Consider the following 21,530-nt stretch of genomic DNA (forward strand, 5'->3'; position numbering starts at 1 on the left):
GCCTTCCGCTTCACGTCTCCGTTACTGCGAAAGAGGCGTGATTGTAGGTACCCTGCTCACTTCGCGCAAGAGGTTTCCTGAAATTATTTTCATACCCCATATCTGCGGTCGACCAACAGCGCCTACGCCCATCTAGACGCTTAACAGGCACGGATCGGACTAGAATGGTGGGTTCTCCGCATCTACCACGTCTATATATATGCGCCAGCGAATCGCCAAACGCCTTCCTCCCGATGCCGACAAACTGGTCGGCCTGTCGCTCGCGCTGTTCGCCTCCGGCAGCCGCGTCGAAGACCGCTTCTGGGAAGCGAAGCTCGACGCCCTGCTCGCGAAGGTCGTTCGCAACGGCAACCAGACTACGCTCGACGCCGCGCTCGACCACCTCCAGCAAAACCATCCCGACGCCTACGGCGCGCTTGCGGACATGGCCGAAACGCACAGCGAATCGCTGCACGTCGAACACGACGACAAACCCTACGAAGCCCTCCTCGTCGCCGTTCCCGTGCTCGCATGGACCCGCTACATGATTCCATCCGGCTCACTCAAGACGGATATCGCCGACGTGCTGCGCACCCATCTGCAAGCCCACGTGCTGGCGCAGGACACGCTCGTCGCGATGGCACCGTTCCTGTACAGCATCGATCAGCTCCCGCGCCATCACGTCGAAACCTACCGGCTCGCCCAGCAGCTCGCCCATGCGGCGCTGGGCGGTCACCCGGTCAAGCTCAGCTACGGCGACCTGCCCGAAACCTCGCCGATCCTCGCCGATCCGCGCTTCCTGCTGGCCGTCGTCGCGGCGCCCGCCGGCGCGCCCCTGTTCCGCTGGCAGGAAGAAGAGCCGGGCGGCACCCGGATCGAACGCAGTCAATGCCTCGAGCAATGGGCAGCACAAGGCGGCGTCAATCTCGCCGCCGCCTTGCCGGGCTGCGAATTCGAATGTCTGCTGCCGGATGCCTACTACTCCGCATGCCGCGACGCGGACGAACGCGTACGTCCGCACACCGTCCGGACCGCGATTCGTTATCTGTTCGACACAATTGGCGCCGCGCCCCAGGAGCTGCGCGCAGTGATCGCGGGGTTCGGCGAACGCCGCATCGACGAGTATCGTGTCGGCTTCACCCGGCGCGGCAGCAACGACGTGATCTATGGCGTCGTCTGGCCTTTGTACGGCCGCGAAAACGGCGACGCGGTGCTCGACGAAACCGTGACGGAAACCGACACCCCCGCGGACGGACCGCTCGAAGAAATCGCGACGCTCCTCAAGGAGGCCGGTGTGACCGATATCAGACGGCATGCCGGGCGTTTCGAACCCGAGTACTGCGACGACTGCGGCGTGCCGCTCTATGCGGACCCGCTCGGCGAGATCGTGCATGCCGAAATGCCTGAAGACGCGACGCCCGCGCAGCCGCATTTCCACTGAAACGCCGCGCGTTCACATCCGCACATCACACCAAGGCCGCCCCGGCTACCGGGGCGGCCTTTTCTTTTATGCTTCGACGAATCGTCTTATGTCGTTCAGCTAGGCCGACATATCGTAAGGAATTTGTCATGATTGGGTCGGTGGCGCGTTGCCGCCATTCCAAAATCTCTGCAAAAAAAAGAGGCAAAACATGCGATTCCTGGTGCTCAATTCCGATGCCGAACGGCGTGATGGACTCAAGGCTCTCCTCAAGCAGATCGCCCGCCAAGCCGGCTACAACGATGCGAAGGACTGGCGCCACGCGCAACGACTTCTCAAGCAGCACAACTTCGACCTGATCGCGGTCGACTGGCACGACATCAAGTGCCTCGGCGATCTGCATCTGCTCTGCAAGGCCTGTGGGTCCACGCCAGTCGCAGTGCTGACCGACGACGCGTCGCCCGAGCAGACTCACGCGCTCTTCAAATCCGGCGTATTCGGCGTGATCCCGCGTTCGACCCGCCCCCATCTGATCGTCCGTGCGCTCGAAATGGTCCTGCTCGGTGGCCACTATGTCCCGCCCGGCGCGCTCGATCTCGCCGAGCCGCCGCCGGCCAGCGACGCACGGGCTCACCACCTGATCGATGAATTGCCGCCCAGGCGACGGACAACACGCAGCGTGTTGTCGCCCCGGCAGGCGCAGATCATGCGTTTCGTTCACATGGGCAGCACCAACAAGATGATCGCGCGCACGCTGGGAATCAGCGAAGGCACGGTCAAGATCCATCTGGCCAGTATCTTCCAGCAACTGGGCGCCACCAATCGCGCCGCCGCGGTCGCCATTTATAACGGCTGGTTACCGCCACATCTCGAGGTGCTGCTCTCCGTCCGCGACAGCGCACCCCGCCCCGTGCTGGGGGCGCCTTGCCCGATACCATTGCGCGGCGGGCCCGAGCGACGCAAATACCCCCTTATGCCCGACAGCCGCGCGCGCAGCATCCAGCCGATGGCCGCCGAGCCCACGGTTCCGTTCGAGCCCGGCCGCCGGCTGGCGAAACCTTAGTCGGGCATTGAATCCATTCCCCTATTTGGGATTCAACGAGTAATATAAAAACATGGGTTTCCTCTACACGCCGCTTCCGTTCTGGATCGCCGTCGGTGGCTGGATCGCCGCCGTGGCACTGCTCGCGCTCGCGCTGTGGAAAGCCCCGTTCGCCCGCCTGCAGGACGCCACGCTGCAGCACGTCTGGCTCGCGCTCGTTACAGCGATCACGGCCCTGTGGGCATCCAATGCCTGGCTCGACGATGGCCTCGTCATGCACCTGCTGGGCGCCACGCTGCTTGTCATCCTGTTCGACTGGACCCTTGCGCTCGTCGCGACGGCGGTCATCGCCGGCGTCGCCGCGGTCATCTTCGACGCCTCCTGGCAAGGCATCGGCATTACGTATCTGGTGTACGGTGCACTGCCCGTCGCCGTTTCCGCGCTGCTGCAGCGCGCGGCCATCGCCTGGCTGCCGCATAATCTGTTCGCACTCATCACCGCGCAGGGCTTCGTTTCGCCGATGGTGGCAATCGGCGCGGTGGCCGGCGCAGCCGCCGGCGTGCAGATCGCGCTCGCAGGCGGCGACGCCGCCGTGCTCCCGACGGGCTATGGCTTCAATACCTTGCTGCTCGCGCTCGGCGAAGCCTGGTTCACCGGCATGGCAACCGCGCTCATCGCGGTATACAAACCCGCGTGGGTCACAACGTTCGACGTGCGCCGCTATCGCCTCGGCGGACCGCGCGCCTGAACGACACCTCCGTCTCGCCCACCCGGCTTCACTGCCTCATCGCAGTCGGACAACGCCATGCATCGGTCGAAATGAGCACTTCCCCTACTGACCTGCAAAAAAATTGCGCTAAGATTGAACTCCTGCTCTTCACCGGACATCTTACGTGCCCGGTGTCTCTATTGCGCATACCTCATATCTAGATGGACAGCTTCCCCGCCTCGCACCGCATTCTGGGCGCGCTCGGCAAGCTGGCAGCCTGCATCGCGGGCCTGTCGCTTGTGTGCTCCGCACCCGCGTTCGCCGATCTGCTCGACCAGCGCGCCAAACTCGTCAACAAGTTCGTCAACGAGATGCATGCCGATCCGCTCGTCGCGGACTGCGCCGCTCACGGCAACTTCATCGCCGGCACGTCGACCGCCTTCGATCACGTCGAATTCCCGCCAAGCGCCTTCGATCCCAGCAGCGCCGCCATCACGCCGTGGAACGATTCGTTCGACCAGGGCAAACAGCGCGTCAAGGTCGACAACATCGTCACCGTCGAAGGACTCGGCATCCGCAACAACGGCAGCGACCCGGCACACCTCAAGTTCCGCTGCGGTTACGTCGGCACGCAAATGCTGGCGTTCAGCTGGAACGATCCCGTGCCGCCCGCGCAGCCGCGCGCCGAGCGCCCCGCGTCGTCGAAGAAGAAATTCAAGGGTCACGCCGGCAAAGGCAAGAGCAAGGCGAAAGCCTCGGGCAAAAGCACCAAGAAATCCGCCGCGGCGAAGAAGTCGGGCACGCAGAAGAAAACCGTCAAGAAGTCGACTGCGAAGAAGTCGTCCTGAGCCGCGGATTAGCGACCCCATAAAAAACCGGTGCACGTCACCCAACGCGCGCCGGTTTTTTACCGGATTGGCACGCCGCCCCCCCAGCAAGCAGGGCGCGGCGACGTGTCAGGCGAATGCCTGAACGTGGTTGAGAACCGCGACCAGCATCGCCGCGCCGAGCGCGGCACTGCGCTCGCCGTTCCAGCCGACACGCTCGTCAGGCAGATTGGCGTTGTCCTTGAACGGCATTTCCAGCGTCAACGACAGGCAACCGAACTGGTGACCGATGTACTTCGACGCCAGCTTGAGCGCGTCTTCCTTGTACTTGCTCGCCGCGTAGCCGTGCTGATCCTGAAAATCGGGGCTCGCCCACTTGAACGCCTCGATGAATGCGGCCTGCTCCTTGCGCTGTTGCTCCGTGAAGCCCGGCAGCATCTCCGATCCGGCAACGAACACGTACGGCAGATCCTCGTCGCCATGGATGTCGAAAAAGAGATCGCAGCCGATCGCATGGATTGCATCGCGCACGGCCAGTACCTCGGGACTGCGTTCGGCATCCGGCTCCATCCATTCGCGATTCAGGTTCGCGCCGGCCGCGTTGGTGCGCAGATTGCCGTGCACGCTGCCATCGGGATTCATGTTCGCGACGATGTAGAACGTCGCGTGATCGTATAGCTTGCGCGCGACCGGGTCGCCGGCCCAATCGCCCCAGCCCGCGAGGCGTTTCACCAGCCCTTCGACAAACCATTCGGCCATCGACTCGCCCGGATGCTGGCGCGCGATGATCCATACTTTCTTCTTCGGCACGCCCGCGTCGTCCGGCGTGCCGAGCACGAGCAGCGACATCGGTCGCCCCTCGACCGTGCGGCCCAGCTCGACGACGTTCGCCTGCGGCATCTGCTGCACGGCGCCCAGGAACTCCGAGTGGCGCTCCTCGCTGTACGGTTCGAAGTACGCGTAATAGACGCTGTCGAACTCCGGCGTATGATCGATCGTCATCACGGTGCCGTCGTAGGAGGTCGGCACGCGGAACCAGTTGACCCGGTCATAGCTCGCGGCCGCGCGATAGTCGCGCCAGCCGGCCGGATACGCGCAGTCGTTCGCGTTTTCGAATGTCATCACGCAGCGCTCGCCGCGCGCGCCCGACAGGCGAAAGTAAAACCACTGGGCGAATTCCGAGCGGTTGTCGCCGCGCACGCGCAGACGGATCGCGTCGGCACGCTCGCACGACACGACGTCGATCGCGCCCGCATCAAAATTGCTCGTGATCGAGAGGTTCATTGCATCTCCTGGTTCAGCGGTCTCGTGAACCGCCTGGTCGATTAAGCGCCGATTCGCCGGCGAAACACGTAAGTCGCATCGTTCGACGCATCGGCATCGAACGCGTAGCCTTCGGCCGCGAACGCTTTCAGCGCGTCGGGCGCCTCGATCCGGTTCTCGACCAGATGGCGCGCCATCAAGCCGCGCGCCCGCTTCGCGTGGAAGCTGATGATCTTGTAGCGGCCGCCCTTCCAGTCCTCGAATACCGGCGTAATGACGGGCGCATCGAGCAGTTTCGGCTTCACCGATTTGAAATACTCGGTCGATGCGCAATTGATCAGCACCCGCGCCGGGCCCGTGCGGCGCCTCAATTGCTCGTTCAGCGCGTGCGTGATCCGCTCGCCCCAGAACGCGTACAGATCCTTGCCGCGCTCGTTCTCGAACCGGGTTCCCATCTCGAGCCGGTACGGCTGCAGCAGATCGAGCGGACGCAGCAGACCGTAGAGCCCGGACAGCACCCGCACGTGGCGCTGCGCGTAATCGAGGTCGGCCGCCGACAGCGACGCGGCGTCGAAACCTTCATAGACGTCACCGTTGAACGCGAGTACCGCCTGTTTCGCGTTCGCCGGGCTGAAGACGCGCGACCAGTCGGCGTAGCGCTGGAAATTCAGCCGGGCAAGCGGATCGGAAATGCCCATCAGCGCCGAGATCTGCTGCGGCGACAGCCGGCGCAGTTCGTCGATCAGTTGCGCGGCGTCGTCGACGAAGTCGGGCAGCGTATGGGTCGGGATATGCGGCGGGGTGTCGTAGTCCAGCGATTTCGCGGGGGAGAGAACGATTATCATAGAGGCTCGCAGGCACGCCGTGCCGTGCGGTCAGACCAAAACCACCGATTGTAACGAATGCCCAGCCCTCACGTCCCGCGCAGCGTGGTACTCGACTCGAATGTCTGGATCGACATCCTCGTGTTCGACGACCCCGCCACGCGCCCGATCCGCGCCGCCCTTGAAGCCGGCACGCTCGTCGCGCTCATCGACGCCCGCTGCCTGACGGAACTCGAGCGCGTGCTCGACTATCCGCAGTTTCGCGAACGCGCGCTCGACAAGGCGGCCGCGCTCGCGACGGTGGCCCGTCTCGCCCGCCAGGTGGCTTCGCCCGCCCAGGCAGCCGCCGACGCGGCCGAAAGCCGGCCGCTGCCCAGATGCAAGGACCGCGACGATCAGAAATTCCTCGAGCTCGCCCACGCCGCGCAGGCAGAATGGCTGGTCTCGAAAGACAGGGCATTGCTGAAACTCGCGCGCCGCACCGCCCGCGACTTCGGGTTCCGGATCGCGCAGCCCGCGCCGTTCGTCGCCGCGTGCGCGCTCGCGGACGGAGAGCCCGAGCCGGTCTCCGTCTGACACCCTCCTTCCCGTTACCGTTTCGCACTCTTACCCGTACGCCACGATGAACGCACCTCACGACATGCCGACGACGCCGTCCTTCCCTTCCCGCCTCCCCGAGGTGGGCACCACCATCTTCACGGTGATGAGCGCACTCGCCGCCGAAGCGGGCGCGGTCAACCTCGGCCAGGGCTTTCCCGATTTCGGCTGCGATCCGCGCATTATCGACGCCGTGACGAAGGCGATGCGCGACGGCCACAACCAGTATCCGCCGATGGCGGGCGTCGCGCCGCTGCGCGAAGCGATCTCGGACAAGATCGCCCGGCTCTATGGCCGCCGCTACGACGCCGGCACGGAAATCACCGTCACGGCCGGCGCCACGCAGGCGCTGCTGACGGCCATCCTCTGCGCCGTGCATCCTGGCGACGAGGTGATCGTCGTCGAACCGACCTACGACAGCTACCTGCCCTCGATCGAGCTGGCGGGCGGCAAACCCGTGTTCGTCACGCTCGACGCGCCCGATTACGCCATCCCGTTCGACCGGCTCGCCGCCGCGATCACACCGAATACCCGCCTGATCCTGATCAACACGCCGCACAATCCGACCGGCACGGTCTGGCGCGATACGGACCTGCGCAAGCTCGAGGACATCGTGCGCGGCACCAACGTCCTGATCCTGTCCGACGAAGTGTACGAACACATGGTGTACGACGGCGAACGGCACGAGAGCGTCGCGCGCTATCCGGAACTGGCCTCGCGCAGCTTCATCGTGTCGAGTTTCGGCAAGACATTCCATGTAACGGGCTGGAAAGTCGGCTATGTGGCCGCGCCCGCCGCGCTGACAGCCGAGTTCCGCAAGGTCCATCAGTTCAACGTGTTCACCGTGAACACGCCGATGCAGATCGGCCTCGCCGACTATCTCGGCAACCCCGAGCCCTACCTGACGCTGCCGGCGTTCTACCAGCAGAAGCGCGACTTCTTCCGCGCCGGTCTGGCCCGCAGCCGCTTCAAGCTGCTGCCGTGTACCGGCACCTACTTCCAGTGCGTCGACTATTCAGCGATCAGCGACCTGCCGGAGGCGGAATTCGCGAAGTGGCTGACGACTGAAATCGGCGTAGCGGCCATACCGGTCTCCGCGTTCTATCACGAGCCGCACGAATCGGGCGTCGTGCGCTTCTGCTTCGCGAAGCAGGAGCAGACGCTGGCCAACGCACTGGAGCGGCTCGCCGGCCTGTAACGGCATTGCGTCGCGCGCCCGGCGTGGACGCGCGACGAACAGGCCGACCGCGTCAGCGCGGCTTCGTGGTTGCCGCGATATAAGCCTTGCGCTCGTCCGTCACGCGCCGCGCGGCCGGACGTTCGCCGACGCACTTCATGTACGCCTTCCAGTCGATCCCCGCATCGAGCACGAAATCCCGCCCGTAGATCGTTTTCGTCGTCAGTGCGATGAGCGGCAAATGAACGAACGCGGCGGCATCCGCGATACAGAATGTGTCGCCGAGCACGTACGGCCCGAACACGGTCATTCGCTTGAACACCTCGAGCGAACGCGGCAGGCGCTTCTCCACCCGCGCCTTGGTGCCGTCGCTCACCCGTCCGCCGAAATAGGCTTCCGGGTACAGGTCGCGGGCGGGCCATTCGATATACAGTTCGGTACACGCGATCAGCTCGCGCGCCTTCGCTGCAGCGAACGGATCGGCCGGGTAAATTCCCTTTTCCGGGTAACGGGCGGCGAGATAGTCGACGATCGCCTGCGACTCGCTCAGCGGACCGGATTCGGTCCGCAGGAACGGCACCCTGCCGAACGGCGAATCGGCCAGCGCGGCGGGATCGTCGAGCGGAATCGTCATCGGCAATTCCTCGAACGGAATGCCGTACTCGAGCAGCACGAACTTCACTTTGTTGTAATAGTTGGACAGCGGGAAACCACAAAGCTGCAACATGGGATGTCTCCTTCCTGTTACCGGATCACGGCCGCATCCTGCGTGATGGCCGCCGGTTCGGCATCGCGTTAAAAAGCACGTTCGTGCTAGTCTAAAGCAACTTCGGCACTTGTCACGACAGGATCGTTTGCCCGAGCGCAGTATCCCTTCAACCGGCTATCCGTCGACGCCCGTTCCGGTCGCGAATCGCCGCCCCCAAGGAGACCCTCGCATGAGCGCAGAACTACTCGCAGCGCGCCCGCCCGAAAGCGAATCGACCCTCGTCCTCACCCTATCCAATCCCGGCGCACGCAACGCGCTGCACCCGGACATGTATGCCGCCGGTCTCGAAGCGCTCAATACGGCCGAGCGCGATCCGGCGATTCGCGCCGTCGTGCTGACAGGTGCGGACCACTTCTTCTGCGCGGGCGGCAATCTCAACCGCCTGCTGGAGAACCGCGCGAAAGACCCCGCCATGCAGGCGGCCAGCATCGACCTGCTGGCCGAATGGGTGACCGCGCTGCATACGTCGACGAAGCCGGTCATCGCGGCGGTCGAGGGCGCGGCGGCCGGCGCCGGCTTTTCGCTGGCGCTTGCCTGCGATCTGATCGTGGCGGCCGACGACGCGAAATTCCTGATGTCCTACGCCCGCGTCGGGCTGACGCCGGACGGCGGCGGTTCGTGGTTCCTCGCTCGCGCGCTGCCCCGCGCGCTGGCGGCCGAAATCCTCTACGAAGGCAAGCCGGTCGCCGCCCCGAGACTGCATGCGCTCGGCGTCGTCAACCGCCTCGCGAAGCCCGGCGCCGCGCGCGACGAGGCCGTCGGCTGGGCCGACGAACTCGGCAGGATCTCGCCCCATGCGCTCACGCGCATCAAGTCGCTGCTCGCCGATGCGCAGACGCAACCGCTCGCGCCCCACCTGATCGCAGAACGCGACAACTTCGTTGCCGCGCTACATCATGCGGACGCTCTCGAAGGAATCCGCGCATTCCTCGACAAGCGCCCACCCGTCTACAAACGTTGAGCCCTTCCATGACCCGTTATCAGTTACCGAAACGCCGCCGCATCTTCCTGATGCGGCATGGCGACGTCACCTATTTCGACGGCAGCGGCCGCGCGATCGATCCCGACACCGTGCCGCTCAACGAGCGCGGCCGCGCACAGGCCAGCGCGGCGGGCCGAGTGTTCGCGCAACAGGAGATCCGCTTCGACCGCGTGATCACGAGCGGCCTGCCCCGTACGATCGAGACCGCTCGGCACGTACTCGCCGAGACCGGGCAGTCCGTCGCGATCGACATCGAGCCGGCGTGGCGCGAAATCCGCGGCGGCCATCTCGCCGACATTGCCCCCGACCAGCAGGAGGCAGCGTTCCTCCGCGTGCTCGACGGCATCGTCCCCGAAAATACCCGCTTTCTCGGCGGCGAAACGATCGGCGAACTGATCGATCGCGTACTGCCACCGCTCGCCGCGCTGCGCGCCGATCCCGCATGGGATACCGTGCTGCTGGTGCTGCACGGCGGCGTGAACTGCGCGCTGCTGTCTCACGCCACGGTTCCGGGCCAGCGGCTCTTCATCGGCAACCTGTCGCAGACCACGGGCTGCATCAACGCCCTCGACGTCGGCGAACGCGACGACGACTGGGTGATCCGCCTGCTCAATTACGCGCCGCCGGAAGCGCTGCATCGCGACAACCGCAACACGACGATGGAAGTTTTCTATCAGCAATTCCTGCAGTACACGCGCACCTGAACGTCATTCACGGACCTGGAGGAGACCATGGCGAATCCCAGCCAGCCAGAAGCGCCGCAGACCGATTACACCGCGTTCGAAGGTACCCGCCCGATAGGCGCCGCGCAGCGCTTCGATCTCGATGCGCTGACCGCGTGGCTCGCACGGCACGTCGAAGGCTTCGCGGGCCCCCTCGCTGTCGAGCAGTTCAAGGGGGGGCAGTCGAACCCGACCTTCAAGCTCGTGACACCGCGACGCAGCTACGTGCTGCGCGCGAAGCCGGCGCCCGCCGCGAAACTGCTGCCGTCCGCGCACGCGATCGATCGCGAATACCGTGTGATGGCGGCACTCGCCGATAGCGACGTACCGGTCGCGGACATGCTTGCGCTGTGCGACGACGAAAGCGTGATCGGCCGCGCGTTCTACGTGATGGCGTTCGTGCCGGGCCGGGTACTGTGGGATCCGTCGCTGCCCGGCATGACGCCCGCCGAACGCGCGACCTATTACGATGAGATGAATCGCGTGATCGCCGCGCTGCACGCGGTCGATCCGCAAGCAGCCGGTCTCGCGGACTACGGCAAGCCCGGCAACTATTTCACGCGTCAGATCGGCCGCTGGAGCAAGCAGTATCTCGCGTCGGAAACAGAAACGATCGACGCGATGCACCGGCTGATCGACTGGCTGCCGCATCACATGCCGCCCGAAGCCGATCCCCCGGCGCGCGTCTCGATCGTGCACGGCGACTATCGGCTCGACAACCTGATCTTCCACCCGACCGAGCCGCGCGTACTCGCCGTGCTCGACTGGGAACTGTCGACGCTCGGCGACCCGCTCGCCGATTTCGCCTATCACTGCATGGCATGGCATGTCGACCCGGAGCGCTTCCGCGGCATCGCGGGGCTCGACTGGGCAGCCCTCGGCATTCCGGACGAAACGCGCTACGTCGAGCGCTATTGCGAACGCACCGGACTGACGATCCGCGGCGACTGGAATTTCTATCTCGCCTACAACATGTTCCGGATCGCGGCGATCCTGCAAGGGATCATGAAACGCGTCGTGGACGGCACCGCATCGAGCGCCCAGGCGCTCGATGCGGGCCGCCGCGCGAAGCCGATGGCCGAACTGGCCTGGCGCTACGCGCAGAAGGTGCGCTGATCCGCGCACGTCTTTTCAGATCGATGTACCCGACCAGCGAGGTTCGCGATGCATTTCGACTACTCCCCGAAGGTTCAGGCGCTGCGCCGGCAACTGAACGCCTTTTTCGACGAACACATCTATCCGAACGAGCGCGCGTTCTACGAGGAAATCGCGCGCAACCGGGGCAACGGCAACGCATGGCTGCCCGTCTCGCTGATCGAGACGCTCAAGCGGAAGGCCCGCGACGCCGGCCTGTGGAATCTGTTCCTCCCCGATTCGGCACTGGGCGCGGGACTCACGAATCTCGAATACGCGCCGCTGTGCGAAATCATGGGCCGCGTGCCGTGGGCACCCGAGGTGTTCAACTGCAGCGCGCCCGATACCGGCAACATGGAAACCCTCGAACGCTACGCCACCGATGCGCACAAGCGCGCCTGGCTCGACCCGCTGCTCGACGGCGCGATCCGCTCCGCGTTCCTGATGACCGAACCGGAGGTTGCATCTTCCGACGCGACCAATATCCAGACCCGCATCGAACGCGACGGCGACGACTACATCGTCAACGGCCATAAATGGTGGTCGTCAGGTGCCGGAGACCCGCGCTGCAAGCTCTACATCGTGATGGGCAAGACCGACCCCGACGCGCCCCGCCACGCCCAGCAATCGATGATCCTGGTGCCGGCCGGCGCGCCGGGCATTACGGTCCATCGCCCGCTCAACGTATTCGGCTACGACGATGCCCCGCACGGCCACATGGAAATCACGCTCGAGAACGTGCGGGTGCCGGCGTCGAATCTGCTGCTCGGCGAAGGACGCGGCTTCGAGATCGCGCAGGGGCGCCTGGGGCCGGGTCGGATTCATCACTGCATGCGTCTCATCGGACTCGCGGAGCGCGCGCTCGAACTGATGTGCAGGCGTGCATCGTCGCGCATCGCGTTCGGCAAGCCGATCGCCGCGCAGACCGTCACGCAGGAGCGCATCGCCGAAGCCCGGTGCCTGATCGAGCAGGCGCGCCTGCTGACGCTCAAGACCGCTTACCTGATGGACACGGTCGGCAACAAGGGGGCGCGCGGCGAGATCGCGATGATCAAGGTAGTCGCGCCGAACATGGCCTGCCAGGTGATCGACTGGGCCATCCAGGCGCACGGCGGCGGCGGCGTCAGCGACGATTTTCCGCTCGCCTATGCCTATGCATCGGCACGCACGCTGCGTTTCGCCGACGGCCCCGACGAGGTACATCGCAACGCGATCGCAAAACTCGAACTGGCGCGCCATGCGCCCATCGCGCCGTCGGCGGCGTAGCACGAATGCGCGGCCACCGCCGCCGCGCAACCCGCGCGATCCCGCAGGCGGCACCTCGCCCCGCCGCCTGCAGCCCCCGTCGATCTATGCTCTAATTTCCGCCTGCTGCCGTGCCGCAACGGCGCCGCATTCAACGAACCGCAAACGAGAAACGACGATGATCGATGTCTATAGCTGGGCGACCCCGAACGGCCACAAGGTCCACATCATGCTGGAAGAAATCGGCCTCGACTATCGCGTGCATCCGATCGACATCGGAGCCGGCGACCAGTTCGAGCCGGACTTCCTGAAGATCAGCCCGAACAACCGGATCCCCGCGATCATCGACCGCGACGGCCCCGGTGGACAGCCGCTGTCGCTGTTCGAATCGGGCGCGATCCTGATCTATCTCGCCGAGAAAACCGGCCAGTTCCTGCCGGCCGATCCGGCGGCGCGCTATACGACGCTGCAATGGCTGATGTTCCAGATGGGCGGCGTCGGCCCGATGCTCGGCCAGACGCATCACTTCCGGATCTATGCACCGGAGCCCATCGAGTACGCGATCAATCGCTACACGAACGAGACCAAACGCCTGTACGGCGTGATGGACCGTCAGCTCGGTGAAAGCGCCTACCTCGCGGGCGACGCATACACGATCGCCGACATCGCGACGTTCCCGTGGACGCGCTCGTGGAAAAACCAGGGTATCGCGCTCGACGACTTCCCGAACGTGAAGCGCTGGCACGAGGCGATTGCGGCGCGCCCCGCGGTACAGCGTGGTGTCGAGGTGCTGGCGTCGCTGCGCAAGCCGCTGCAGGACGACAAGGCGCGCGAAATGCTGTTCGGCGCGACCCAGTACGCGAAGCGCTGACACCGGCCGTCTGGATTCCGCGTACAAGATCGGATCGACACAACGACGAAGGGACAGGGTACGAACCCTGTCCCTTCGTCGTTCATGCATGCCCGATCCGGTCAGAAATAGTGTTGAGTGATGAATTCCGCGGCACACGCAAGCATCGGCTCGACCGGATGCTCGATCTGCACCGACACCGACCACGTCACGTTCACCCCGCCCTGGGCCGCATCACGCACCTCCTTGATCGCGAACAGGGCGCGCACCCGCGCACCCACCGGCACCGGCTTCAGGAAACGCACGCGGTTGAGCCCGTAATTCACCCCCATTCGCTGCTCGAAACGCAACGCCCGCGCCATCAGCGCCGGAATCAGCGACAAAGTCAGGAACCCGTGCGCAATCGGGCCGCCGAACGGCGACTCGCTCGCGGCCCGCTTGGGATCGACGTGAATCCACTGATGATCGTCCGTTGCGTCGGCGAAGCGGTCCACGCGCGGCTGATCCACCTCGAGCCAGCCGCTCGCCACCGGCTCGGCGCCGGCCAGCTCGCGCAGCGCCTGCGCCGAGGCAATCAGCGGCAGTTCGGCCGCCTCCGGCGTCATGCGCGACGCTGCGGATCGCGCAGCCCGAAGATCACTTTCGAGCGCACGGTGATGACCGTGTCGCCGTGCTGATTCACGCCCACCCACTCGGTCGACACGATGCCGCGATCGGGACGGCTTTCCGACACGCGCTTGTCGAGTATCTTGTTGTGCATCGTGATCGTGTCGCCCGCGCGCACCGGCTTGAGCCAGCGGATCTCGTCGATGCCCGGCGACCCCATGCTGGTCGAATCGCCCAGCACGTTGCGCACCAGCATCCCCATGAACACGGAACAGGTATGCCAGCCGCTCGCGATCAACCCGCCGAACGGCGACGCCTTGCCGGCGGCCTCGTCGAGATGGAACGGCTGCGGATCGAACTGCGTCGCGAACGTGATGATTTCGTCCGGCGTGAACGTATGCCGGCCAACTTCGGTGCTGCTGTTGACTTCCAGATCTTCGTAGCTGATACCCATCGTGCTTCTCCGTTGATTCGGCGTGCGGCCGCACGCCGTTCTGCTCAGGCATCCTGCGGGGTCATGAATGACGGCCGCGCGGCGAACCGCTCGAGATGATGATCGACGTCGCCGAGCGTCGTCTCGATGATCGACAGGCGCTTGAACAGATGCGCCGCCGCCACTTCGTTGGTCACGCCCATGCCGCCATGCAGTTGCACCGCCTGCTGGCCGACGAAGCGCGCGGCCTGCCCGACCCGCGCCTTCGCGGCCGACACCGCCTGGCGCCGCGCATCGGCATCGGCGCCCGCATAGCGCACGGCAGCGAGGTACGTGATCGAGCGGGCCTGCTCGGCCTGGATCAGCATGTCGACCATCCGATGCTGCAGCGCCTGAAAACGCGCGATCGGCACGCCGAACTGCTCGCGCGTCTTCGTGTAATCAAGCGTCGCGCGATTCAGCGCATCGAGTGCGCCGACCGCCTCGCCGCACAGCAGCACGATACCGTAATCGGCGATCTTCTCGAGCGCGGCCGCATCGTGCTCACCGCCCGCCAACGCCCGGCCGGGCGTGTTCGACAGGCGTATCGTCGCGGCACGCTGGCCGTCGATCGTCCGATAGTCGACGACCTCGGCGCCGGCCGCGCCGCGCTCGATCGCGAACAATCCGAGCGAGCCGTCCGCCACCCGCGCCGGCACGATCCACACGTCCGCCTGCGCACCGTGCTGGACGACCGACTTGACGCCGTTCAGCACGAACCCCGTACCCTGCGGCGCGGCCGTCGTAGCCAGTGCGAACAGATCGTAGCGCGCGTCCGGCTCGTTGAACGCAACGGCCAGCTTCGCATCGCCTTGCGCGACGCGCTCGAGCAGCGCGGCGTCCTCGCCCGCGCCGGAACCCGCGGTCCGCAGCGCCTCGATGCCGACCGCGGTCGCCCAGTAGGGCTCCACGACCAGCGCCCGGCCCAGTTCCTGCATCGCGACCATCATGTCGACGGCGCTGCCGCCGAAGCCGCCATGCGACTCCGGCACCGGCAGCGCGGTCAGGCCGAGTTCGGCGAAGGCGCGCCACTGCTCGCCGGATACGCCCGCGTCGGTACGCACGATCGCCTGCCGCGCGTCGAAGCCGTAACGCCCGTCGAGATAACGGCGCAGCGCGTCGGCGAATTGCTGCTGTTCGTCGGTAAAGGTGAAGTCCATGCGCCGCTCCTCAGAGTCCGAGAATCATCTGCGCGATGATGTTCTTTTGAATTTCGTTCGAGCCGCCGTAGATCGACGTCTTGCGGAAGTTGAAGTAGTACGCGGCAAGCGGCGCGATCTCGTCGTCGCCCGCGAGGGCATGCTCACGCTCGCCCTCGAGGAACGGTACGTCGAACGGCGCCGCCAACGGCCCCGCCGCGTCGAACATCAGTTCGGTCAGCATCTGCTGGACCTCGGTCCCCTTGATCTTCAGCATCGACGCCTCCGGCCCCGGCCCCTTCCCGCTCCCCTCGCTGCTGACGACGCGCAGCACCGTCACCTCGAGCGCCATCAACTCGATCTCGAGCGTGGCCACCTTCGCGGCGAACACCGGATCCGCCAGCAGCGGCTTGCCGTGCTTGTGCTGCCGCAGCGCGAGGCGCTTCAGGAATGCCAGCTCGCGTTTCGAGCGGCCGACCTGGGCGATCCCCGTCCGCTCGTGCCCGAGCAGGTATTTCGCGTAGGTCCAGCCGCGGTTCTCGTCGCCGACCCGATTCGCGACCGGCACCTTCACGTCCTCGAAGAACACTTCGTTGACCTCGTGGTCCTCGTCCAGCGTGATGATCGGACGCACCGTGATGCCGGGCGTCTTCATGTCGATCAGCAGAAACGAAATGCCGTCCTGCTTCTTCACCGCCGGATCGGTGCGCACCAGACAGAACATCATGTCCGCGTGCTGCCCGAGCGTCGTCCAGGTTTTCTGGCCGTTGACGAGGTAATGGTCGCCCTGCCGCTCGGCACGAGTGCGCAGCGACGCGAGATCGGACCCCGAGCCGGGCTCCGAATACCCCTGGCACCACCAGTCCGTGCCGTCGAGGATGCGCGGCAGGTAATGGCGCTTCTGTTCGTCGCTGCCGTACTTCATCAGCACCGGCGCGACCATCGACACGCCGAACGGCAGTACCGTCGGCGCACCGAGACGCGCGCACTCCTCGTCCCAGATATGGCGCTGCGTCGCGTTCCAGCCGGGCCCGCCGTATTCCCTGGGCCACGCGGACGCGGACCAGCCGCGCGTGCCGAGCACGCGATGCCAGCTCGTGTAGTCGTCGCGATTCAGTCGTTTGTGATCGAGTACTTTCGCGCGCAGCGCTTGAGGCAGGTTCGCCTCAAGCCAGGCGCGGATGTCGGCGCGGAACGCGTCGTCGGCGGGGGAATAGTCCAGATCCATGCGCAGTGTCTCCTCGCCGCGGCCGGCGGCCGCTGGGAGCTTGCGCGGCGATCAGCGAACGATCACTGCAGAGGCTCTTTCAGCGCGGCCGGAACCGGCAGCGGCATCACGTCGATGCCTTCTTCGACCAAGGCTTGCGCGTCTTCGGGCGTGGTCACGCCGCGAATATTGCGCGCGGGCGCTTCGTTGTAGTGAATGCGCCGCGCTTCCTCGGCGAAGCGCTCGCCCACGTTCTCGGTTTTCTCCAGCACCTCCCGCAGCGCGCGCATGACCTGCGCCTGCATCGCGCGGGGATCGGCCGGCTGCGTCGCACCCGACAGGTTCAGGCGCGGCGCGGACGGCATGCGGCTGACCTCGGTCGCTCCGCACACCGGACATTCGACCAGCTTGCGGGACAACTGCGCTTCGAACTCATCGGCCGATGCAAACCAGCCTTCAAAGCGATGGCCATGCGGGCACTGCAAATCGAGGACCTTCATGCTGAATCAGGGCGTGTTGCGAGTGTATCGCAAAAGGGAATTTTGTGAACGGTCGTGCTAAATATCGGCAAAAAGAACGCCGCGGCAGAGCCGGCGGCGTCGATTGTAACGTGCGGCGCCATTCGCCGCCGGACACGCCCGTCAGGGACGTACCGGGTCGCCCAGCGGCCATGCGCCGGACAGCGCCTTTTCGAGCCACATCGTGCCGATGATGGTCTTCACGTCGGTAATCTGGCCGGTTCGAATCCATTCGAGCACGTCGGGCAAGGCCGCCGTGAAGGTTTCGAGGAATTCGCCGTCGTCGAGCTTGCGCTCGCCTGCGGTCAGACCGCGCGCGAGATACAGGTCGATAAACTCGGTCGAATAGGAAATGATTGGATGAATCCGCGTCAGGAACACGTATTCGCGCGCGGTGTAACCCGTCTCTTCGCGCAGTTCGCGAACCGCGCATGCAAGCGCGCCCTCCTCAGGATCCAGCTTGCCCGCAGGGAATTCGGCCATCACCTTGCCGATCGGGTAGCGAAACTGGCTCTCCATGAGCACGCGGCCGTCGTCGAACAGCGGGATGATCATCACGGCGCCCGGATGCTTCACGTATTCGCGGGTCGCCTGCTTGCCGTCCGGCAGGCGCACGGTGTCGCGCTTGAGCTTGAGGAACGCGCCGTCGAAGATCGACTCGCTTTCGATGCAGGTTTCGGTGAGTGCAGCGTCGTGATTCGGCAGGTCGGCCATCGGCGGCTCCGGATTGGGGGCGCGACGGCGATCCGCCGTCAGCGCCGTTTGACGAGATACTGGAACGTGAAGCCGGGAAACGCGAAGACCACGAACAGACTGAAGGTGATCGCGTAGAACTGCCAGCCCTGCTCGAAGCGGTTGCCGGCGCGCGACTCGAGCCAGAAGCCCAGCGCGCCCACCACAAAATACAGCACGATCAGTTCGCCGATCCGGATCCAGCCGTTCTTCCTCGCGGCGCCGATCGGCACCGCGGCAAAGAGCCGTTGATTCAGGAACGGCAGGTTGGCGCCCGCGAGCGCCAACAGCACGATGAACCAGCCTGCCGCCGACATTACAGCGGCAGCGTGTGGCTGATGGCCTGCAGGCAGATCGTCATCAGCGGGCCCGGAATCAGACCCAGCACGAGGACCGCGAGGCCGTTCAGCACCAGAATCGTGCGCTTGCACGCATCGCCGGCGATCGGCGTCGCATCCTGCGGCGCGTCGAAGTACATCAGCTTCACGATGCGCAGATAGTAGAACGCGCCGAACAGCGACGTGACGACGGCCAGCACGGCCAGCCACGTGAGACCCGCGTTGACGGTCGCCTCGAGCACGGCGAGCTTCGCGTAGAAGCCGACCGTCGGCGGGATGCCGGCGAGCGAGAACATCATCACCATCATCACGAACGCGAACACCGGGCTGCGCTTGTTCAAGCCCTTGAAATCGTCGAGCGTTTCGGCTTCGAAGTCGCGGCGCGCGAGCAGCATGACCACACCGAACGAGCCGAGCGTCGTCACCAGATAGACGATCGAATAGAACATCGCCGAGCTGTACGCCCCCGCGGCCGACGCCGGGTTGCCATTGACGACCCCCGACAGCAGGCCGAGCAGCACGAAGCCCATGTTCGAGATCGCCGAGTAGGCCAGCATCCGCTTGACGTTACGTTGCACGATACCGGTGAGGTTCCCGACGATCAGCGACAACGCGGCCAGGATCACGATCATCTGCTGCCAGTCGACCGCGAGCGGCAACAGGCCCATCACCAGGAAGCGCAAGCCCCAAGCGAACGCCGCCACCTTCGGGCCGCCGCCGACGAGCAGCGTCATCGCGGTCGGTGCGCCCTGGTAGACGTCCGGCACCCACATATGGAACGGCACCGCGCCGAGCTTGAACGCGACGCCCGCCACCACGAAGATCACGCCGAACAGCAGCACCGCGTCATTGATGCGGCCGGACGCCACCGCCTTCAGCACCTCGTTCAGTTCGAGCGTACCGGTCGCGCCGTACAGCATCGAGATCCCGTACAGCACGAAGCCCGACGCCAGCGCGCCCAGCACGTAGTACTTCATTGCCGCTTCGCTCGATTGCGCCGCGTCGCGACGCAGCGCGATGATCGCGTACAGCGCCAGCGACATCAGCTCGAGGCCCAGGTACAGCATCAGCAGATTGTTGCCCGAGATCATCACCAGCTGACCGAGCAAAGAGAACATGCCGAGCAGAAGCAGATCGTCGCGGAACAGCCCGCGGTCCTCGAGATATTTGCGCGAATAGATCAGCGACACGGCGAAGCCGAGCGATACGACCGCCTTCATGACGCTCGCGAACGAATCGACGACGATCATTCGCGAGAAAAAGTAATACTGCTCCGGATCCAGCGCCTGCGCGGCGAACCACACGCCCGCCACCGTCGACGAAATGATCGCGATCCAGTAGATGATGCGCCGGTTCATCTCGGCGGACGTGAAGTCGCCGACACGGGATGCGACGACGATCGACAACATCACGATGGCGTCGGGCAACAAATGAGTGAAAGGTGCGTTTTGCATGATCTTTATGTCCTCCGCTCGCGCTTACTGGGCCAGCGGCAGCTTCGACTGCGCGACATGGGAGAGGAGGTTTTCCACGGAAACGTGCATCACGTCGGTGAAGGGCTTCGGATACAGGCCCATCAGCATCGTGAACGCGGCCAGCACGGCGAGCATCGTGAATTCGCGGCGGCCGATGTCCTTCAGCTTGGCGACCTTCTCGCTCGTCACCGGGCCGAAGTACACGCGCTTGTACATCCACAACGTGTAGGCAGCGCCCAGGATCAGCGTGAACGCCGCGCCGAACGCAATCCAGAAATTGAACTGGACAGCCGCCAGAATCACCATGAATTCGCCGACGAAACCGGAGGTGCCCGGCAGGCCGCAGTTGGCCATCGAGAACAGCATCGCGAACGCGGCGAACTTCGGCATCACGTTGACGACGCCGCCGTAATCGGCGATCTGGCGCGAATGCAGGCGGTCATACAGCACACCGATGCAGAGGAACATCGCGCCCGACACGAAGCCGTGCGAAATCATCTGGATGATCGCGCCTTCGACGCCCAGCTGGTTGAAGATGAAGAAACCGAGCGTGACGAAGCCCATGTGCGCGATCGACGAATATGCGACCAGCTTCTTCATGTCCGTCTGCACCATCGCGACAAGGCCGATGTAGATCACGGCGATGAGCGACAGCGTGATGATCACGGGCGCGAGGAAGTGGCTCGCATCCGGCGTGATCGGCAGCGAGAAGCGCAGGAAACCGTACGCGCCGAGCTTCAGCATGATCGCGGCCAGCACGACCGAGCCGCCCGTCGGCGCTTCCACGTGGGCATCGGGCAGCCACGTGTGCACCGGCCACATCGGGACCTTCACCGCGAACGCGAGGAAGAACGCGAGGAACAGCAGCACCTGCGGCGTCATCCCGATCTTCGCGTTCTGCCAGATGGCGAGGTCGAACGAGTGGGTCTGCGTATACAGGTAGATCAGCGCGACCAGCATCAGCAGCGAGCCGGCCAACGTGTACAGGAAGAACTTGAACGCCGCGTAGACGCGGTTCGGACCGCCCCACACCCCGATGATGATGTACATCGGGATCAGCGTCGCTTCGAAGAACACGTAAAACAGCAGGCCGTCCGCCGAGGAGAACACGCCGATCATGATCCCGGACAGGATCAGGAACGCGGCCAGGTACTGCGACACGTTCTCGGTGATCACTTCCCATGCGGCGATCACGACGATCACCGTGATGAGCGCGGTAAGCACGACGAACCACATCGAAATGCCGTCGACGCCGAGGTGATACGAGATGTTGAAGCGTTCGATCCAGTTCGCCTGCTCGACGAACTGCAGCGCCGCGGTGCTCGAATCGAAGCCGGTGATCAGCGGGATCGTGACGGCGAGGCCGAGCAGCGAGCCGATCAGCGCGATCCAGCGCGCCGTGCCCGGATTTTTATCGGAACCGACCGCGAGCACGAGCAGGCCGAAAACGATCGGCAGCCAAATCGCGGTACTGAGAATCGGAAAAGAGTGCATTAGTCGTTC

Annotated in this window: 23 protein-coding genes; 11 read left to right on the forward strand and 12 right to left on the reverse strand. The window is 64.9% G+C overall.

Annotation, left to right across the window (positions count from 1 at the left end; all coding sequences use genetic code 11):
- Positions 1–199 precede the first annotated feature (199 nt).
- From RZR99_RS20335 to RZR99_RS20350, 4 genes are all read left to right on the forward strand, one after another.
- Positions 200–1,420 carry a DUF2863 family protein gene (locus tag RZR99_RS20335; RefSeq protein ID WP_323121575.1) on the forward strand — a complete coding sequence of 407 codons (1,221 nt, stop codon included), beginning with the start codon at positions 200–202 and terminating at the stop codon, positions 1,418–1,420.
- Positions 1,421–1,610: 190 nt separating this feature from the next.
- A complete protein-coding gene (locus RZR99_RS20340; protein ID WP_323121576.1) occupies positions 1,611–2,462 on the forward strand; it encodes a response regulator transcription factor in 852 nt (283 codons plus the stop codon).
- Positions 2,463–2,514: 52 nt separating this feature from the next.
- A complete protein-coding gene (locus RZR99_RS20345) occupies positions 2,515–3,189 on the forward strand; it encodes an energy-coupling factor ABC transporter permease (protein WP_323121577.1) in 675 nt (224 codons plus the stop codon).
- Between the two features lie 182 nt (positions 3,190–3,371).
- On the forward strand, positions 3,372–3,998 hold the full coding sequence (locus RZR99_RS20350) for a BspC domain-containing protein (protein WP_323121578.1): 627 nt from the start codon (positions 3,372–3,374) through the stop codon (positions 3,996–3,998).
- Positions 3,999–4,106: 108 nt separating this feature from the next.
- Here the strand turns inward: RZR99_RS20350 and RZR99_RS20355 are convergent, their stop codons facing one another.
- On the reverse strand, positions 4,107–5,261 hold the full coding sequence (locus RZR99_RS20355; protein ID WP_323121579.1) for a M14 family metallopeptidase: 1,155 nt from the start codon (positions 5,259–5,261) through the stop codon (positions 4,107–4,109).
- Positions 5,262–5,302: 41 nt separating this feature from the next.
- Positions 5,303–6,085, reverse strand: coding sequence for a peroxide stress protein YaaA (gene yaaA / locus RZR99_RS20360; protein WP_323121580.1), 783 nt, complete (start codon positions 6,083–6,085; stop codon positions 5,303–5,305).
- Positions 6,086–6,142: 57 nt separating this feature from the next.
- On the opposite strand from yaaA, the gene RZR99_RS20365 reads away from it, so the two are divergent.
- Both RZR99_RS20365 and RZR99_RS20370 read left to right on the forward strand, forming a co-directional pair.
- Complete coding sequence (locus RZR99_RS20365) at positions 6,143–6,640, forward strand: putative toxin-antitoxin system toxin component, PIN family (RefSeq protein WP_323121581.1); 498 nt, start codon at positions 6,143–6,145, stop codon at positions 6,638–6,640.
- A 46-nt stretch (positions 6,641–6,686) separates the two neighbouring features.
- Positions 6,687–7,859, forward strand: a complete 1,173-nt coding sequence (locus tag RZR99_RS20370) for a pyridoxal phosphate-dependent aminotransferase (RefSeq protein ID WP_323121582.1) — start codon at positions 6,687–6,689, stop codon at positions 7,857–7,859.
- Positions 7,860–7,911: 52 nt separating this feature from the next.
- Here RZR99_RS20370 and RZR99_RS20375 read toward each other — a convergent pair whose 3' ends face one another.
- Positions 7,912–8,565, reverse strand: a complete 654-nt coding sequence (locus RZR99_RS20375; protein WP_323121583.1) for a glutathione S-transferase family protein — start codon at positions 8,563–8,565, stop codon at positions 7,912–7,914.
- A 211-nt stretch (positions 8,566–8,776) separates the two neighbouring features.
- On the opposite strand from RZR99_RS20375, the gene RZR99_RS20380 reads away from it, so the two are divergent.
- The 5 genes from RZR99_RS20380 to RZR99_RS20400 all read left to right on the forward strand — a co-directional run bounded on the left by RZR99_RS20380 (position 8,777) and on the right by RZR99_RS20400 (position 13,561).
- Positions 8,777–9,568: an oxepin-CoA hydrolase, alternative type gene (locus tag RZR99_RS20380; RefSeq protein ID WP_323121584.1), complete on the forward strand. Its 792-nt coding sequence runs from the start codon at positions 8,777–8,779 to the stop codon at positions 9,566–9,568.
- A gap of 8 nt (positions 9,569–9,576) precedes the next feature.
- Positions 9,577–10,293, forward strand: a complete 717-nt coding sequence (locus tag RZR99_RS20385) for a histidine phosphatase family protein (RefSeq protein WP_323121585.1) — start codon at positions 9,577–9,579, stop codon at positions 10,291–10,293.
- A gap of 27 nt (positions 10,294–10,320) precedes the next feature.
- A complete protein-coding gene (locus RZR99_RS20390; protein ID WP_323121586.1) occupies positions 10,321–11,427 on the forward strand; it encodes a phosphotransferase in 1,107 nt (368 codons plus the stop codon).
- Positions 11,428–11,475: 48 nt separating this feature from the next.
- Entirely contained in the window at positions 11,476–12,711 is a 1,236-nt protein-coding gene (locus tag RZR99_RS20395) for an acyl-CoA dehydrogenase family protein (RefSeq protein WP_323121587.1), read from the forward strand.
- A gap of 157 nt (positions 12,712–12,868) precedes the next feature.
- Positions 12,869–13,561 carry a glutathione binding-like protein gene (locus RZR99_RS20400; RefSeq protein WP_323121588.1) on the forward strand — a complete coding sequence of 231 codons (693 nt, stop codon included), beginning with the start codon at positions 12,869–12,871 and terminating at the stop codon, positions 13,559–13,561.
- A 101-nt stretch (positions 13,562–13,662) separates the two neighbouring features.
- On the opposite strand, the gene RZR99_RS20405 is transcribed toward RZR99_RS20400, so the two are convergent.
- The 9 genes from RZR99_RS20405 to RZR99_RS20445 all read right to left on the reverse strand — a co-directional run bounded on the left by RZR99_RS20405 (position 13,663) and on the right by RZR99_RS20445 (position 21,521).
- Positions 13,663–14,145, reverse strand: coding sequence for a MaoC family dehydratase (locus RZR99_RS20405; RefSeq protein ID WP_323121589.1), 483 nt, complete (start codon positions 14,143–14,145; stop codon positions 13,663–13,665).
- Positions 14,142–14,600 (reverse strand): MaoC family dehydratase, encoded by a 459-nt coding sequence (locus RZR99_RS20410; protein ID WP_323121590.1) that lies wholly within the window; start codon positions 14,598–14,600, stop codon positions 14,142–14,144. Before RZR99_RS20410 ends, RZR99_RS20405 begins: the two co-directional genes overlap by 4 nt.
- A gap of 44 nt (positions 14,601–14,644) precedes the next feature.
- Positions 14,645–15,778: an acyl-CoA dehydrogenase family protein gene (locus RZR99_RS20415; protein ID WP_323121591.1), complete on the reverse strand. Its 1,134-nt coding sequence runs from the start codon at positions 15,776–15,778 to the stop codon at positions 14,645–14,647.
- A 10-nt stretch (positions 15,779–15,788) separates the two neighbouring features.
- Positions 15,789–16,985, reverse strand: coding sequence for an acyl-CoA dehydrogenase family protein (locus RZR99_RS20420; protein WP_323121592.1), 1,197 nt, complete (start codon positions 16,983–16,985; stop codon positions 15,789–15,791).
- A gap of 62 nt (positions 16,986–17,047) precedes the next feature.
- On the reverse strand, positions 17,048–17,464 hold the full coding sequence (locus tag RZR99_RS20425; protein WP_323121593.1) for a DUF1178 family protein: 417 nt from the start codon (positions 17,462–17,464) through the stop codon (positions 17,048–17,050).
- A gap of 141 nt (positions 17,465–17,605) precedes the next feature.
- On the reverse strand, positions 17,606–18,196 hold the full coding sequence (locus RZR99_RS20430) for an NUDIX hydrolase (protein ID WP_323121594.1): 591 nt from the start codon (positions 18,194–18,196) through the stop codon (positions 17,606–17,608).
- 38 nt (positions 18,197–18,234) lie between these two features.
- Complete coding sequence (locus RZR99_RS20435) at positions 18,235–18,531, reverse strand: DUF2818 family protein (RefSeq protein ID WP_323121595.1); 297 nt, start codon at positions 18,529–18,531, stop codon at positions 18,235–18,237.
- The gene (nuoN, locus tag RZR99_RS20440) at positions 18,531–20,006 is read right to left on the reverse strand and encodes an NADH-quinone oxidoreductase subunit NuoN (protein WP_323121596.1); all 1,476 of its coding nucleotides are present in this window, start codon (positions 20,004–20,006) and stop codon (positions 18,531–18,533) included. Before nuoN ends, RZR99_RS20435 begins: the two co-directional genes overlap by 1 nt.
- Before the next feature lie 24 nt (positions 20,007–20,030).
- A complete protein-coding gene (locus tag RZR99_RS20445) occupies positions 20,031–21,521 on the reverse strand; it encodes an NADH-quinone oxidoreductase subunit M (protein WP_323121597.1) in 1,491 nt (496 codons plus the stop codon).
- Between the last annotated feature and the right edge of the window lie 9 nt (positions 21,522–21,530).

It is taken from the genome of Burkholderia alba (genome assembly GCF_034721475.1).
In the GTDB taxonomy this organism is placed as follows: Bacteria; Pseudomonadota; Gammaproteobacteria; order Burkholderiales; family Burkholderiaceae; genus Burkholderia; species Burkholderia alba.